General features: G+C 62.9%; 18 protein-coding genes. 14 read left to right on the forward strand and 4 right to left on the reverse strand.

Annotation, left to right across the window (positions count from 1 at the left end; translation table 11 throughout):
- The first annotated feature begins 6 nt into the window (after positions 1 to 6).
- Both AC0L25_RS07045 and AC0L25_RS07050 read left to right on the forward strand, forming a co-directional pair.
- Complete coding sequence (locus AC0L25_RS07045; RefSeq protein ID WP_473594819.1) at positions 7 to 903, forward strand: NAD-dependent epimerase/dehydratase family protein; 897 nt, start codon at positions 7 to 9, stop codon at positions 901 to 903.
- Positions 904 to 1004: 101 nt separating this feature from the next.
- Entirely contained in the window at positions 1005 to 1781 is a 777-nt protein-coding gene (locus AC0L25_RS07050) for a FadR/GntR family transcriptional regulator (protein WP_473594820.1), read from the forward strand.
- A gap of 8 nt (positions 1782 to 1789) precedes the next feature.
- On the opposite strand, the gene AC0L25_RS07055 is transcribed toward AC0L25_RS07050, so the two are convergent.
- Positions 1790 to 2077, reverse strand: a complete 288-nt coding sequence (locus AC0L25_RS07055) for a DUF3175 domain-containing protein (protein WP_473594821.1) — start codon at positions 2075 to 2077, stop codon at positions 1790 to 1792.
- Positions 2078 to 2309: 232 nt separating this feature from the next.
- Here AC0L25_RS07055 and AC0L25_RS07060 point away from each other — a divergent pair, with 232 nt between their 5' ends.
- From AC0L25_RS07060 to AC0L25_RS07105, 10 genes are all read left to right on the forward strand, one after another.
- Positions 2310 to 3482 carry an MFS transporter gene (locus tag AC0L25_RS07060; protein ID WP_473594925.1) on the forward strand — a complete coding sequence of 391 codons (1173 nt, stop codon included), beginning with the start codon at positions 2310 to 2312 and terminating at the stop codon, positions 3480 to 3482.
- A 352-nt stretch (positions 3483 to 3834) separates the two neighbouring features.
- A complete protein-coding gene (locus AC0L25_RS07065) occupies positions 3835 to 4158 on the forward strand; it encodes an ArsR/SmtB family transcription factor (protein ID WP_473594822.1) in 324 nt (107 codons plus the stop codon).
- The gene (locus AC0L25_RS07070; protein WP_473594823.1) at positions 4155 to 4565 is read left to right on the forward strand and encodes an SRPBCC family protein; all 411 of its coding nucleotides are present in this window, start codon (positions 4155 to 4157) and stop codon (positions 4563 to 4565) included. Before AC0L25_RS07065 ends, AC0L25_RS07070 begins: the two co-directional genes overlap by 4 nt.
- Positions 4566 to 4656: 91 nt before the next feature.
- Positions 4657 to 4878, forward strand: a complete 222-nt coding sequence (locus AC0L25_RS07075) for a hypothetical protein (protein WP_473594824.1) — start codon at positions 4657 to 4659, stop codon at positions 4876 to 4878.
- Between the two features lie 227 nt (positions 4879 to 5105).
- The gene (gntR, locus tag AC0L25_RS07080; RefSeq protein WP_473594825.1) at positions 5106 to 6134 is read left to right on the forward strand and encodes an HTH-type transcriptional regulator GntR; all 1029 of its coding nucleotides are present in this window, start codon (positions 5106 to 5108) and stop codon (positions 6132 to 6134) included.
- Between the two features lie 295 nt (positions 6135 to 6429).
- Positions 6430 to 7554, forward strand: coding sequence for a sugar ABC transporter substrate-binding protein (locus tag AC0L25_RS07085; RefSeq protein ID WP_473594826.1), 1125 nt, complete (start codon positions 6430 to 6432; stop codon positions 7552 to 7554).
- A 70-nt stretch (positions 7555 to 7624) separates the two neighbouring features.
- A complete protein-coding gene (locus AC0L25_RS07090) occupies positions 7625 to 9241 on the forward strand; it encodes a sugar ABC transporter ATP-binding protein (RefSeq protein ID WP_473594827.1) in 1617 nt (538 codons plus the stop codon).
- Entirely contained in the window at positions 9238 to 10218 is a 981-nt protein-coding gene (locus AC0L25_RS07095) for an ABC transporter permease (RefSeq protein ID WP_473594828.1), read from the forward strand. Before AC0L25_RS07090 ends, AC0L25_RS07095 begins: the two co-directional genes overlap by 4 nt.
- Entirely contained in the window at positions 10215 to 11201 is a 987-nt protein-coding gene (locus tag AC0L25_RS07100; protein ID WP_473594829.1) for an ABC transporter permease, read from the forward strand. Before AC0L25_RS07095 ends, AC0L25_RS07100 begins: the two co-directional genes overlap by 4 nt.
- A gap of 29 nt (positions 11202 to 11230) precedes the next feature.
- Positions 11231 to 11758 carry a gluconokinase gene (locus AC0L25_RS07105; protein ID WP_473594830.1) on the forward strand — a complete coding sequence of 176 codons (528 nt, stop codon included), beginning with the start codon at positions 11231 to 11233 and terminating at the stop codon, positions 11756 to 11758.
- Positions 11759 to 11913: 155 nt separating this feature from the next.
- Here AC0L25_RS07105 and AC0L25_RS07110 read toward each other — a convergent pair whose 3' ends face one another.
- Positions 11914 to 12363: an RrF2 family transcriptional regulator gene (locus AC0L25_RS07110; RefSeq protein WP_473594831.1), complete on the reverse strand. Its 450-nt coding sequence runs from the start codon at positions 12361 to 12363 to the stop codon at positions 11914 to 11916.
- Between the two features lie 228 nt (positions 12364 to 12591).
- Complete coding sequence (locus tag AC0L25_RS07115) at positions 12592 to 13578, reverse strand: sulfate ABC transporter substrate-binding protein (protein ID WP_473594832.1); 987 nt, start codon at positions 13576 to 13578, stop codon at positions 12592 to 12594.
- Between the two features lie 299 nt (positions 13579 to 13877).
- Here AC0L25_RS07115 and AC0L25_RS07120 point away from each other — a divergent pair, with 299 nt between their 5' ends.
- Entirely contained in the window at positions 13878 to 14153 is a 276-nt protein-coding gene (locus AC0L25_RS07120; protein ID WP_473594833.1) for an antitoxin, read from the forward strand.
- Positions 14150 to 14548 carry a PIN domain-containing protein gene (locus AC0L25_RS07125; RefSeq protein ID WP_473594834.1) on the forward strand — a complete coding sequence of 133 codons (399 nt, stop codon included), beginning with the start codon at positions 14150 to 14152 and terminating at the stop codon, positions 14546 to 14548. The genes AC0L25_RS07120 and AC0L25_RS07125 overlap by 4 nt, the downstream gene beginning before the upstream one ends.
- Here the strand turns inward: AC0L25_RS07125 and AC0L25_RS07130 are convergent.
- Complete coding sequence (locus tag AC0L25_RS07130; protein WP_473594835.1) at positions 14514 to 15596, reverse strand: sulfate/molybdate ABC transporter ATP-binding protein; 1083 nt, start codon at positions 15594 to 15596, stop codon at positions 14514 to 14516. The genes AC0L25_RS07125 and AC0L25_RS07130 overlap by 35 nt on opposite strands.
- Positions 15597 to 15652: the final 56 nt, after the last annotated feature.

Raw genomic sequence — 15652 nt, forward strand, 5'->3', positions numbered from 1 at the left:
AGCAAAATGACGAAGCGGATCATGTTCACCGGCGGCAGCGGCAAGGCCGGGCGTCATGTCGTGCAGTATCTGGTCGAGCAGGGATGCCAGGTGCTCAACATCGACACCAAGCCGCTCGACAACCCCAAGGTGCGCACACTGATCACCGATATCACCGACAGCGGGCAGGTGTTCAATGCACTGTCGAGCTATATGGGCCTGCATGAATTCGACCCGTCGCTGCGCGCCCAGCCGGTCGATGCCGTGGTGCACTTCGCGGCCATCCCGCGCATCATGATCACGCCCGATAACGAGGTGTTCCGTATCAACGCGCTCGGCACCTACAATGTCATTGAGGCTGCGGTGAAGCTCGGCATCCGTAAGGTGGTGATCGCTTCCAGCGAGACGACCTATGGGCTGGTCTTCGCTAACGAGCCGCGCGACCCGACGCATTTCCCGCTCGACGAGGAGTACGATGTCGATCCGATGGACAGCTACGCGCTGTCCAAGATCGTCAACGAGAAGACGGCGCGCGCCTTCGCGCTGCGCAGCGGCACCGACATCTACGCTTTGCGCATCGGTAACGTCATCGAGCCGCATGAATATTCGCTGTTCCCGAAGTGGTTCGCCGATCCGGGTTTCCGAAAACGGATCGCCTGGAGCTATATCGATGCGCGCGACCTCGGCCAGATCACGCTGCGCGCCGTCGAGAAGGACGGGCTCGGCTATCAGGTGTTCAACGCCGCCAATGACGACACCTCGTCCGATCTGCCGACGGCCGAACTCTTGAGGCGGTTTTATCCCGACGTGCCGGTTAAGGTTGAGCTCGGCGAGTACGAGACGCTGCTTTCGAACCGCAAGGCGCGGGATGTGCTCGGGTTCCGTCCGGAACACAGCTGGCGGAAATACGTCAAGACGGCATGACGGGGTCGATGCACCCGGGCTGATCTGTGCACAGAAGCAGGCTTTGCAGCCCGAGGCTTTCCCGTGCTTGACAGCCTTCGGAATCCGGACTTTGTGAAGGCATGCGGGACGGGAAGCCGAATAAGGGAAAAACACCGGCCAAGGCGGCGTCCGCCGAGCGCCCGGCTGTCGTGCGCCGGGCCGATGCGGCGCGTATGCCTGGGTCGAGCGTGCATGCGTCGCTGGCCAACGAAATCGGTCTCAGGATCGTGCGCGGCGACTATCCGCCGGGAACTATCCTGCCCAACGAAGCCAAATGGTCGGAGACCTTCGACGTCAGCCGCTCGGCGGTACGCGAAGCGATCAAGATGCTGATGGCCAAGAGCCTGCTGGCCTCACGCCCCAAGATCGGCAGCTGGGTTGAGCCGAAGGAGCGCTGGAACCTGCTCGATCGCGACGTGCTGGCCTGGTACGCGACATCGCCCGACCGCGAGGTGTTCCTGAAGACCGTGCAGGAGTTCCGCCACATCATCGAGCCGGAAGCGACCGCCTTTGCCGCGATGCGCCGCACAGACGAGCAGATGGCCGAGATCAGCCAGGCCTGCCGGGAGATGGGCGAAGCGACGACGCTGCAGGAGCGCACACGTGCCGATACGCGTTTTCATCTGGCCATCCTGCGCGCCTCCGGCAACGACCTTCTGGTGCCGCTCGGCGTCTTGATCGAATCGGCGTTCGATCATCTGTTCGCCTATACGACGCGGGAAGTCGACGATTTGCAGCATGCGCAGAAGCTGCACGAAGCGATCGAAAAGAACATCCGCCTGCAGCGGCCGGATGCGGCACGCAACGCGGTGCGCAAGCTCCTGGCCAATACAGACAGCGTCATCAAGTCGAGGTAGGCCGATCTCTAATCCTCTCTCGGGCGCCCAAATGCTGCCCGCAGTTCGTCCTTGGCGTCCTCCAGCACTTTCTTCTGCTTGGCCGGCAGGTTCTTGCCGGCACGGTTGATGTAGAAATTCAGCATCGACATGGCGGACTGGAACGGCTCGGCCTTGCGCCGGTCGCTGTGCTCGGCCGATCGCTTCAGCGACGCCGCGATCTTCTTGGGATCGTGGGATTCGAATATACGCTCCTCGAGGTCCAGCGCATCGCTGTGCTCGGTCACCTCGGCCGACCATTTCCTTTTCGCGGTCATGACAAACTCCTTCCATTGGTGAGTTGATGGAAAACTCCGGGACGGCGGCCACTGTTCCACCGCAGCTTAATCCCTGGAGCCACGGATTTGCCTGTCGTGGCGCTGCACGGCGCGGCCGATGCACCGATAATGGTGTCGAACCGGTCGATTTGCAGAGCGGACAGGAAACGCCTTGACCACAACCGTCTCCAGCCAGGCAAGCAGCCGCGGCATCGACAGCGCCTATGCCTGGATGCGGCTCGGCATCTCGATGCTGCTGGCGACGATCGGCGGTGTCGGCATGTGGGCGGTGGTCGTGGTGCTGCCCGCCGTGCAGGCCGAATTCGGCGTCGATCGCGCCGCCGCTTCGACGCCCTATACCGCGACCATGATCGGCTTCGCCGTCGGCAATGTGCTGGTCGGCCGCGCCATCGACCGCATCGGCTACTGGATCCCGGCGCTCATTGCCTCGGTGACGCTCGGCGCCGGGTTCCTGCTGGCGTCGCTGACCACTTCGATCCTTCAGTTCACCCTTGTCCAGGGGCTTTTGATCGGCGTCGGCACGTCGGCTATTTTCGGGCCGCTGATCGCCGACATCTCGCACTGGTTCAACCGCCGCCGCGGCGTCGCGGTGACGGCTGCCGCCGCCGGCAGCTATATCGCCGGGGTGATCTGGCCGTTGGCGATGCCTTACGTCATGCAGAGCGAGGGCTGGCGCTTCACCTATGCCGCGATCGGCGTCGTCTGCCTCGCCACCATGCTGCCGCTGATCCTGCTGCTCAGGCGCGGTGCACCACATGCCGCCGCTCCCGGTTCACCCGGCAGCCGGCCGGTCCAGCCGATCTCGCTGTCACCGGCAGCGCTGCAGGTGCTGCTCGTCGTCGCCGGCCTTGGCTGCTGCGTGGCGATGTCGATGCCGCAAGTCCATATCGTCGCCTATTGCATGGATCTCGGCTACGGCGTGGCGCGAGGCGCCGACATGCTGTCGATCATGATGGCGGCGGGCGTCGTCAGCCGGCTGGCGTCCGGCTTCCTAGCCGATCGCATCGGCGGCGTGAAAACCCTGCTGATCGGCTCGGTGCTGCAAGCCCTGTCGCTGTTGTTTTACATCCCCTTCGACGGGCTCGCGTCGCTTTACGTCGTCTCGCTGGTCTTCGGCCTGTCGCAGGGCGGCATCGTGCCTTGCTATGCCATCATCGTGCGCGAATACATGCCCGCCAAAGAGGCCGGCCAACGCGTCGGCATCGTCATCATGGCAACGATCTTCGGCATGGCAATCGGCGGCTGGATGTCGGGCTGGATCTACGATCTGACCGGCTCCTACGCCGCAGCGTTCCTCAACGGCATCGCCTGGAACCTGCTGAACGTAGCAGCCATGGTGATGCTGCTGTGGAAGGCACGGCGCAGCGCCGCGGCGATTGCCTGAATCGGAGCACCTAGGCCCGTTCGTCGCTACCGATCAACTAAAGCGCCTGTCGACGGCATTATCACGGCACAAAAACCGCCTCAAGGACGGGTTACTGGCGCGAATCAGCACTATGAATAAATTCCTAACATAGCTGCCGTCACCTGTCAAGCCGAACTCACGCTGATCGCTAGTTCGATCCTGAGTTCCGAGAGTTCGGGCGTGTCTCAGTTTGAATCCGGCTCACGATCCCGAGCGGAAGTTCGGCGATCAAGCGCCGATAGTCCGCAATCGCCAGGTCCACGTTTCTGCTTGACCTACACATATCTCCATGGTTATTGATTAATCAATAGCCAGTGAGTTATCGATTGCGATGCCGCAGCCCCACGAAATCCTTTTCAGAACGCTTGCCGATCCGACGCGACGGGCCATCTTCGAGCGGCTGTGCCGCGACGGCGACCAGACGGTCGCGGCCCTGACGGCTCGGGCCGGGGTCTCGCAGCCGGCCGTGTCAAAGCATCTTGGGGTGCTGAAGCAGGCCGGGTTGGTGCGTGACCGCCACGAAGGCCGCAACACGTACTATAGCGCGGAGCTCGGCGCCTTGGCGCCGCTGACCGACTGGACAAACCAAATGACCGGGTTTTGGCAAAGCCGGTTCAATGACCTCGAAGATCTGCTCAAAAGGATGGACCAATGACCAATACTGCGACCGAAACGCGCTCCGTCGTTGTCGAACGGGAGGTCGCTTTTCCCCCGGAAAAGATCTGGCGCGCGCTCACCCAATCGCACCTGATCGAGGAGTGGCTGATGAAGAACGATTTCAAGCCAGACGAGGGTCACCGTTTCAATCTTAGCGCGGACTGGGGGGCGGTCGACTGCCAGGTCCAGGCAGTCGAGCCCTACAAGACGCTGTCCTATAGCTGGGACACCAAGGATCTCAGGAGTGTCGTCACATGGACGCTCACCCCGACGAGGACCGGGACCCATCTGCGCATGGAGCAGTTGGGCTTCCGGCCGGATCAGCAGCAGTACTACCAGGGGGCCCAATACGGGTGGCAGCGGTTCTTTGCGAACCTGGAGCAGGTTCTGGCGCGAATAGAATAGGCGTGCCGGCAACAAGACGTCTGTCAACGAAACGAGGTAGCAAAAAAGCCGCCAAGCGGGTCGTGCGGCTCGTCTTCAGAGGAGGTCCCAAATGAACTGGAACACGTGGATCCGGCAATTCCACCGCTGGCTGTCGATCATTTTTACAGCGGTCGTCGCCGCCATCTTCATCACCTTGGGCGTAGGTGTCGAGCCCGCCTACTGGGTATACCTCATGCCGCTGATCCCGCTCGGCTTGCTCATGCTCAGCGGTCTCTACTTGTTCGCGTTGCCCCATGCCATGAGGTGGCGCAGCGGACGACGCACGGCGTAGAAGCCTAGGCACGGTGGACCACAAGACGCCCGCTCACAGCCGAAATTCAAACTGTGGCGCTACCCGAGTTCGGGTAGCTGTCCTGGCCGGTTCGCTTGACAATGGGGTAAGGCTGCGCGACGCCAGACGGGTGCGGCAAGTCGGGTTGGCATGGCGACAGTGGCAAAGACGCTGAACAGCATTTCGCGGCCGCGCTTCGGCGAAGGCGCCGCGTTCGGGACAAGGCTATGACCAAACCGCGCTCGCGCCGCGGCGGCGGCCGTCCGACGATCGCCGATGTCGCGCGTAAGGCCGGCGTCGGCGCCATCACGGTTTCCCGCGCCTTGCGCGAGCCGGGGCGTGTTTCGGAGGATCTGCGCCGCCAGATCCAGGCGGCCGTCGATGAGCTCGGCTATCTGCCCGACCCGAATGCGCGAGCGTTGGCTTCGGCGCGCGCCGAGGTTTTTGGCGTGCTGGTGCCGTCGCTCACCAACAGCGTCTTTGCCGAAGTGCTGCGCGGCATCTATGACAGCCTGTCCGACAGTTCCTACCGCATCCAGCTCGGCAACACTCATTATTCCGGCCTCGAGGAGGAACGGCTGCTGCAGGTGTTCGGCCCGCAGCGCCCGGCGGCGCTGATCGTGGCGGGCATCGACCAGACGCCAATTTCGCGAAGACTGCTCGAAACGGCCGGCTGCCCGGTGGTGCAGGTCATGGAGACCGGGCCTGATCCGGTCGACATGATGGTCGGCTTCTCGCATTTCGACGGCGGCAAGGCGGCGACTGAGCACATGATCGAAACGGGCTATCGCCGCATCGGCTTCATAGGCGCGCGCATGGACCCGCGCTCGCAGCGTCGGCTGGCCGGCTATCGCGCGGCGATGGAGGCGGCCGGCCTGTTCGACGCGCGGCTGATCACCACCACGCCAGTGCCGTCCAGCGTGACGCTCGGGCGCGAATTGTTTCGTGACGCGCTGGCCAAGGTGCCGACGCTCGACGGGGTTTTCTGCAACAACGACGACATTGCGCTCGGCGTACTGTTCGAGTGCCATCGCGCCTCGATCGCCGTGCCGAAGACGATCGGCATCACAGGCTTCAACGACCTCGACATGATGGAAGTGGCTTTTCCATCCATCACCAGCATCCGGACGCCTCGCTACGAGATCGGCCGGCTGTCGGTCGCTATGGCGCTCGCGGCGATTGCAGGCAAGCGGCCGCAAGAGCCGGTCGTCGATCTCGGCTTCGAACTCAAGCGCCGCGAGAGCACAGCCCGCTGAGCTGCCTTGAGACGCACTGAAATGGCGCTTTACACAATGTCATGGTAGCGCTACCATCTATCTCTGGCAAAAACTCACGGCAAAGGAGCTAGTTTGTTTATTATATATAATCGACAGCTAACGGTTGTTTATTATGTATAATATGATAGTTTTTACTATGATTGCCGAGCGGCAAGGGAGGAGATCGGGTCGGCATTCGGCCACCTGGTAAAGCGCGACGGGCAAGGCGGGAGGTGCCGGGCCGGACGCGCGAGACGCGTAAGACAATCAAAAATTGCAACTGGGAGGAATATCGATGTTCAAGTCACTTGTTGGTGGCATCGTTGCCGCCACTGCATTCGTTATGCTGAACTCGTCGGCGCTCGCCGAAGCCGAAATCGTCAAAGGCCCGTCCGCCGAGCCGGACTGCTTCGCGCCGTGGGCGGCCGACACGCAGTTCTTCAAGTTCCCCAAAAAGGAAGGCCCGTACCGCGTCGCGCTCGCCAATGGCTACATCGCCAACACTTGGCGCATCCAGATGGTGCAGACGGCAAAGGCCTACGCGGCGCAGCCGGAGGTCGCGGCGAAACTGAAGGAATTCAAGGTCGTCTCGACCGGTGAAGACGTGCCGGCGCAGATTTCGGCGATCAACAACTTCATCGATTCCGGTTATGACGCGATCGTCGTCAACGCGCAGAATCCGACGGCTTTCGGGCCGGTCATCAAGCGCGCCAAGGAAGCCGGCGTCGTGCTGGTCGCTTTCGACAATATTCTCGACACCAAGGACGCCATCAACGTCAATGTCGACCAGAAAGGCCTTGGCGAGTTGTGGGCTAACTGGCTGGTCAAGCATATTCCCAATGGTGGCAAGATCCTCGAGGTGCGCGGCGTTGCCGGCACGTCGGTCGACACCGACCGCCACAATGGCATCCACGAGGTCTTCGATGCTTCCGGGAAGAAGTGGGAGGTCACCGAAGTCATCGGCAAATGGGACGATGGCGTGGCGCAAAAGGCTACGGCCGACGCGATCGCCACTAATGGTCCCTTCGACGGCGTCACCGGGCAGGGCGGCGACACCGGCATCGTCCAGGCGATGATCGACGCCAAGCATCCGTTCGTGCCGTTCGGCGGCGAAACGGAAAATGGCTTCCGCAAATTCTGCGCCAAGTTTGCCGCAGAAGGGCTGAAATGCTCGTCGGCCGGAACCGGTCCCGCCCAGGTGGCGGTCGCCATCAAGACGGCAATTGCCGCGCTCGAAGGCCAGGTCGTCCCTCAAGCGGTGAAGCTGCCGCTGGCAATCGTCGAGGATCCGAACTTCAAGGAAGGCGAGGACTATTTCCCCGACCAGTCCGACAATTTCTTCGTCGGCAACTCTTTCCCGACCTGCGGCATCAACTTCACCGCGCAGGAAATCATGGGCCAGAGCAAGGAAAACCAGTAGGCTGATTGCTCGGTGTCGCGGGGTTACCCGCGACGCCGGTCCCGAAGAACAAGCGCCTTGGGAGGGGCCGATGGACGGTGCGGTTCCGCTCTTCCGCATGGAGGGCATATCCAAGCGCTATGGCGGTGTGCGGGCGCTGGAAAAGGCCGAGCTTTCGGTTACACCAGGCAGCATTCACGCCATTCTCGGCGAAAACGGCGCCGGCAAATCGACGCTGATCAAGGTAATGGCCGGCGTTGTCGCGCCTGACGAAGGCCGCATGATGCTGGACGGAAGCGAAGTGACCTTCGCGTCGCCGGCCGCGGCCAACCAGGCCGGCATCGTCTGCATCTTCCAGGAACTGTCGCTCGTCCCCGAACTCAGCGTCGCCGACAACATCGTCATTTCCGATCCCCCCACGCGTTTCGGCATGATTGACCGCAAGGCGCAGCGCCGCATCGCGGAAGAAGCCCTTGCTCGCGCCGGCGCTGCCGACATCCACCCGCTGGCGCTGGTCAAGGATCTTCCGCTTTCAAGAAGGCAGATGGTCGAGATCGCCAAGGCGCTGGCACGCAAGCCGCGCATCCTGATCCTCGACGAGGCGACCTCGGCGCTGACCGCGGCCGACGTCGCCAAGATCTTCGGCGTCTTGAAGCGGCTGCGCTCGGAAGGGCTGGCGCTGCTCTACATCTCGCATCGGATGAACGAGATCGCCGAGCTTGCCGACCAGTGCACGGTGTTTCGCAACGGTCGCAATGTCGCCAGCTATGCTGCGGGCTCGAAGAGCGACAATGAGGTCGTCGAGCTGATGATCGGCCGCGAATACAGCCATATTTTCCCGCCGAAGCCGATGCGCGCCCCGGCCACCGCCGCGCCGGTGCTGGAGGCGCGAAAACTGTCCTGGACCGATCGGCTGGACAATATCTCGCTCACGGTCGGGGCAGGCGAAGTCGTCGGCCTCGGCGGTCTCGACGGCCAGGGCCAGCGCGAGTTGCTGCTCGCCTTTTTTGGTGTGCTGCGCGGCCTCAGCGGCCAGATATTGATCGATGGCAAGCCGGCGGTCATCGCCAGCCCGGCAAAGGCCCGCGGTGACCGGATCGGCATGGCGCTGATCCCGGAAGATCGCAAGACGGAAGGCCTGATGCTGCCGATGACGGTGCGCGAAAACCTCTCCTTCGCCGCGCTCGACCGGCTGTCCAGGGCCGGCATCATCGACCGTGCCGCCGAGCAGCGGCTGATCGACGACATGGTAGCTCTGCTGGCGATCAAGACGGCAGGCCTCGACATTCCGGTCGGCGCGCTGTCCGGCGGCAACCAGCAGAAGGTGGTGATCGCCAAATGGCTGATGCGGCAGCCGCGCATCATTCTGCTCAACGATCCGACGCGGGGTATCGATGTCGGCACCAAGCAGGAACTGTATCAGCTGATGCGCAAGCTCGCCGACCAAGGTGCGGCGATCCTGTTTTACTCCACCGACTATGACGAGCTGATCGGCTGCTGCGACCGGGTGCTGGTGCTCTATGACGGGGCGGTCAAGCGCGAGCTGGTCGGCGCCGAGATCACCGAGCGGGCGCTGATCGCCAGCGCGCTCAACATCCATGGCGAAGAGATGCCTGCCAGAGGCATGGCGAAGACGCCAGCCCGAGGCATGGCGAAGACGCCAGCCCGAGACATGGCGAAGACGCCAGCCCGAGGAGCCGACGCGTGAAAGATTGGCGCTACTGGCTTGCCGAACAACGCGGAACGCTGCTGGCGTTCGGCATCTTCATCGTGATGTTTACGATCTACACCTCGAACCATCCGGCGGGCTTTACCGCCAATGTCGTGCAGACGGCTTCGAACAAGGGCGTGCTGCTTGCCTTCGTCGCCATGGCGCAGACGCTGGTGGTGATCACCGCCGGCATCGACCTTTCCATCGGCATGATCTTCCTGCTGACCAACTGCCTGGCCTCATGGCTGGTCATCGGCACCGGCATCGAGACCGCGTTGGGCGTCGTCGCGGTGCTCGGCACCGGGCTGCTGTGTGGGGCGATCAACGGCGCCATCGTCATCTACGGACGGCTGCAGCCGATCGTCACCACCATCGCCACCGGCGCGGTTTATTTCGGCATCGCGCTGCTTTTGAGACCCTTCCCGGGCGGCTCGGTCAACGAGGATCTCGCCGACGCGATGACCGGGCGGCTGTTCGGCGTGGTGCCGGCGAGCCTGGTGGTGCTGCTGGCCGTCGTGCTCGTCGTCTGGGTGCCGTTCAGCCGGTCGGTGCTCGGCCGCGCGGCCTATGCGGCGGGATCGTCGGAGATGGCGGCCTATATGTCCGGTGTGCCGATCCGCCGCGGCAAATTCGCCGCCTATGCGCTGGCCGGCCTGCTGGCCGCGATCGGCGGGCTGTTCCTGACCTTCTTCACCTATACGGGCGAGGCCGCCTATGCCAGCGGCAATGCCTATACGCTGTTCTCGATCGCCGCCGTGGTGCTCGGCGGCGTCTCGCTGTTCGGCGGCAAGGGCAGCGCCATCGGCGCGATTTTCGGGGCGCTCGCCTTCCGCACCATCGGCGACCTGCTCTTCGTCTTCGATTTCGATCCGCTCTGGCAGCCGCTGTTCCAGGGCGTCATCCTGCTGATCGCCGTCAGCCTCGGCGCCTTTGCCCTGTTCAGGGTCCGCAACCGGCTGGAGTGGTTCCTGTGAGCGAAACGACGATAAGTGGCATTGCTGGCCGCATGCCGAAATTCATTCGCCGCGCCGATCCCGCGGTGCTGACCGCCTTTGCCTGCATCGTGCTGCTGCTGTTTGTCGGCAGCCTCTATTCGCGCAGCTTCCTGTCGCCGGAATATCTGCTGCAGCAGCTCAAGGTGGCCTCGTTTCTCGGCGTCATCGCCACCGGCATGATGCTGGTCATCCTGCTCGGCCAGATCGACCTGTCGGTGCCGTGGTCGGTGGCGGCGGGCGCGATGATGGCCTGTGCGGCGGCCGCCTACGGCCCGGTTGGCGTGGCGTTGGCGATCCCCTTCGGCATCTTCTGCGGTGTGCTGATCGGCGTCGTCAACGGCATCGGCGTAGCTTATCTGCGCATTCCCTCCATGATCATCACGCTCGCCACCAATGCCGTCGCGCAAGGGTTGATGGTGGTCTATACGGGCGGCTTCTCGCCGCAGGATTCGGCAACCCAGGCGATGCGCTATCTGGCGACCGGCTTTGCCATTCCGGGCGTGCCCAACGCGGTCGTCATCTGGGCGCTGATCGGTGCCGCGATGGTTTTCGTGCTGACCCGCACCGGCTTTGGCCGCACGGTCTACGGCATTGGCAACCGCGAGCGCGCCGCCTACCTCTCCGGCATCGATACGCGGCGCGTGGTGCTGATCGCCTTCGCCGTATCCGGCGGGCTCTCGGCCTTCGGCGGCGTGCTTCTGGCCGGCTATGCCTCCAAGGCGGCGCAGTCGATGGGCGACGCCTATCTCCTGCCGTCGATCGCAGCGGTCGTGCTCGGCGGCACCTCGATCCTCGGCGGCCGCGGCTCCTATCTCGGCACGGTCGCCGGCGTCATCCTGATCACGCTTTTGCAATCCATTCTTTCGGTCATGCAGATGCCGGAGGCGGGGCGGCAGATCATCTACGGCGTCGTTATCGTCGCCATGCTCCTGCTTTACGGCCGCGCGCCGGCCAGCCGCTGACCCGCATCGTGGACGAAAAGGCAGCACAAATGCAGAGGGGTTCGGTTCGGTCTGCACAGGCCGTCGTGGTGATGGGCGTCGCCGGTTGTGGCAAGTCGGCCGTCGGCGAAGTGCTGGCCGCAGCGTTGGGCGCCATCTTCGTCGAGGGCGACAGGCTGCATCCGCCGGAAAACGTCGCGCGAATGGCAAGAGGCGAGCCGCTGACCGATGCATTGCGCGAAGGCTGGCTCGACGCGATCGGCCGGCGCATTGCGGGATCGATTGGCAATGGGCAAGGCGTCGTCGCCGCCTGTTCGGCGCTGAAGCGCAGCTACCGCGAGCGTCTGCGCGGCTTTTGCCTGGACATCGTTTTCCTCTATCTGGAAATCGATCCCGCGACCGCAAAGCAGCGTGTCGGCTCCCGCCAGGGCCATTTCATGCCGGCAAGCCTGGTCGGCAGCCAGTTCGCCACGCTCGAAGCGCCGGCAGCCGACGAGAACGCATTGACGCTCGATGCGACGCGCCCGATCGCCGACATTGTCGGGGACGTCGTGAGCCTGTTAGAGGCGAATTCATGAGCGGGTGGCCGGCGCGGATCCTGCTTTAGGGCGCCTAATTGGGGTGTTTTGATAGTCAGGCGATGCCCCGGCCTGCAAATGGCGGCTTCCTGCGCCTCCGGTACGTATCCAAACGTTACGCTCCGTTCCGTTCTCGGAAATCACCACACCCTAGTCTAGATCTGCGACGTCAGTTCGGCTGGAAAATCGTCATTGTCGGCGTCGCGCATCGCGGCGAGGCTGCGATTGTCCAGCACCTCGGCGATCGCCTGGCGCACCTCCAGCATCATGTTCCGGACCTGGCATGTCGCTTCGTCGCAATCCTCGCAGCGCTGATATTGGGTGCGGCTGGCGCAAGGGATCGGCGCCAGCGGCCCGTCGAGGACACGCACGACATGGCCGATCTTGATCTCGGAGGCGGGACGGGCGAGGCGATAGCCGCCTTCCTTACCCTTGCGGCTCTGGACGAAGCCGGCATTGCGCAACTCTCCCAGAATGGCATCCAGGAATTTCTTCGGGATGTTGTTGGCAACCGCAATGTCGTTGACGAATGCGAGCTGGCCGACCGGCAAGCCGGACAGATGCACGAGGGCCTTGAGGCCGTATTTGCCTTTTTTAGTGAGCATGCCCGATTCAGTTCATGAAACCCCAACCGCCCGCATCTGGCGGTTGTTTGTGTACAAATCATGACGTTTTGGTCGCACGATGCAGTTTCGCGAAAACAAGCAGTCCGAGGGCACAGTAGGCGCAAACACGTTGATTCTTCGTGACGTTTTGGATGGTGCGCCCGGGATGCGCGAAACGAAGAAAGCCGGCAAAGCCGGCTTTCTTATCAAGTTCGAAGATTGCTTGTTTCAGCGGCTACCATAAGTCTGGTCGAGCAGGCCTCCCGCTGCAAAGTGCTCGGCCTGGACCTTGGCCCAGCCGCCGAAGACATCTTCCACCGTCAGCAGGCGGACCTCGGGAAATTCGGCCTTGTATTTGGCGGCGACCGCCGCGTCTCGAGCCCGCAGGCCATTACGGGCGGCGATGTCCTGGCCCTGCGGCGTGTAGAGGAAGTCGAGATAGGTCTTGGCGAGGTCACGCGTGCCATGCTCGTCGGCGACCGTGTCGACGATCGCCACCGGAAACTCCGCCAGCAGGCTGACCGAGGGCGTCACCTGCTCGAATTTGTCATCGCCATACTCCCTGCGGACGCCGCGCGTTTCCGACTCGAAGGTGATCAGCACGTCGCCGATCTCGCGCTGTACGAAGGTGGTGGTCGCGGCGCGCCCGCCGCTGTCGAAGATCGGCACGTTGTTGAACAGTTTGGTGACGAATTCCTTCACTTTGGCGTCGTCGCCCTTGAAGGCTTCCTTGGCGTAGGCGGTGGCCGCGAGATAGGTGTAGCGCGCATTGCCCGATGTTTTCGGGTTGGGGAAGATCACCTGGACGTCGTCGCGCACGAGGTCGTTCCAATCCTTGATGTTCTTCGGATTGCCGGCGCGCACCAAAAAGGACGGCAGCGAATAGAAAGGCGAGGCGTTGTCGGGGAAGTCCTTTTGCCAGTCGGCGGAGATAAGGCCCTTCGAGACCAGGAAGTCGATGTCGAGGACCTGGTTGAAGGTGACAACATCGGCGCCGAGGCCCTCGGCGATGGCACGCGCCTGCGCCGACGTCCCGGCATGCGACTGATCGATGGCCACGCCAGGTTGCTCGGCGATGAAGGCCTTGTTGACCTGCGCAAACAGCTCGCGGCCGACATCGTAGGACGCATTCAGCAGTCTGTCGGCCGACCAGGCTTGGGAGGATGCCAGGAACAGGCCGGCCACTATGGCGACGCCAAGCAAAAATCGCTTCATGAAAACAGGCTCCAATGCAATGCGCTTATTGCCCACCATAGCGGCAAGGCATGGTGGGCGACGAGACACGTAGGACGGCTTCGCCACGTTATCGCTAGAAAAATGTTCCCCTTACGGGCCGTCGTTAGGATTTTCTTTCAAGCAGGCTCTTTCGACACACCTGGGCAGCGGTGCTGATGTCGTCCGCATGCACGATGCTTCTCGGCCGGCCCAAGTGTTGCAGACGATGCGTTGGCAAGACGATTGCGTCATGGCGTAATCTGGCATATACAAATGGTATATACAAAGGAGCCGTCGCCATGCCCCAGCGCCGCCATTCAACAACGCCACCGAAAGAGGCGAAGCTGTTTCGCAACAATCGCAGCCAAGCGGTGCGCATTCCTGTCGAGTTCGAGCTCCCCGGCGAAAAGGTCTTGATCAGCCGTGAAGGCGACCGCTTGGTCATCGAGCCGGTCCGCAAACCTGGCCTCACGGCGCTGCTCGCGCAATGGGCGAAAGAGCCGCGGCTCGGTCCCGAGGAGGACTTCCCCGAGATCGACGATATGCCTGTCAAATCCGAGGATTTTTTTAAATGAGGTTCATGCTGGACACGAACATTATCAGCGACATGATCCGAAACCCGGCAGGCAGAGCCGTCAGCGCCATCCTGCGCGTGGGAGACGCCGCCGTGTGTACCAGCATCGTCGTCGCCTCGGAACTGCGATATGGCTGCGTCAGGAAAGGATCGGCCAAGTTGCTCAAGAAGGTCGAGGAATTGCTGGCTGAGATTCCTGTTTTGCCGCTCGATGTGCCGGTGGACGCCGAGTACGGCGCGATTCGCGCCGAGCTGGAAGGCATGGGCCAGACCATTGGCCAAAACGACCTTTTTATTGCTGCCCACGCTCACGCGCTGGGCGCCACCTTGGTGACGGCCAACACGCGAGAGTTCAACCGGATCAAAGGCCTGAAGGTCGAGAACTGGCTGGTGTAGGGCCGGATAGAGCAGCCGGAAAAAGCTTCCAGCGCCGCGGCCTGAACGCCACCCGGCTTTTCTGCGCCGCCGGATGGTCGACGGGCAGCTCGACCTCGACCCTCTGACGCTCGCCGCCAATTTCGAGCTCCACCCGTCTGGTGCCGGCGACGCGGCGGCTGGCGGCGACTGTGCCGGCGATGCAGCCATTGCATTCGTCCACCAGTTCGACATCGTGCGGGCGGAAGAACAGCGTCGCTTCGCCTTGCGGTGCATGCGGCGCGGACAGCCCGATCGGGCGGTCGGCGATCCAGACCTGGCCGTCCTCGACCTTGACGGGAAGCGCGCTCGATTCACCGATGAAGCCGTAGACAAAGGGCGAGTTCGGCGTGTCGTAGATTTCATCGGCGGTACCGACCTGCTCGATGCTGCCCTGGCTCATCACGACGACCCGGTCGGCAAGCTCGAGCGCTTCTTCCTGGTCATGGGTGACGAAGACCGTGGTGTGGCCGGTGGCGTCGTGGATATCGCGCAGCCAACGGCGCAGTTCGCGGCGGACCTGGGCATCGAGCGCGCCGAACGGCTCGTCGAGCAAAAGCACGGCCGGTTCGATCGCCATCGCGCGGGCAAGCGCCACACGCTGGCGCTGGCCGCCCGAAAGCTGCGCCGGATAGCGCTTTTCCAAGCCGGAAAGCTGGACGAGGTCGAGAAGCTCGGAGGCACGGCGGCGGATTTCCTGCGCCGACGGCCGTGACGGCCCGTGCCGAACTTTTAAGCCGAAGCCGATATTGTCGGCGACCGTCATATGGCGAAACAGCGCATAATGCTGGAAAACGAAGCCGACATTGCGCTCCTGGATCGACTTTTGCGACGCATCCTCCTCGCCGAAGAAGATCTTTCCTTTCGTCGGCCGCTCCAGCCCGGCTATCAGCCTGAGCAGCGTCGTCTTGCCGGAGCCGGAAGGCCCGAGCAGCGCGATCAGCTCGCCGGACTTGATGTCGAGCGAAACGTCGTGGAGGGCCGGAAACCGTTCAAACTCCTTGCGCACGTTGGCAACGCGAACTTCCATCCACCGTCCCTTTTTTGTCGATGCATGTCGTTGTCCCAAAACCGCTACACACTTTT

The sequence above is a fragment of the Mesorhizobium sp. WSM4813 genome (assembly GCF_055811555.1).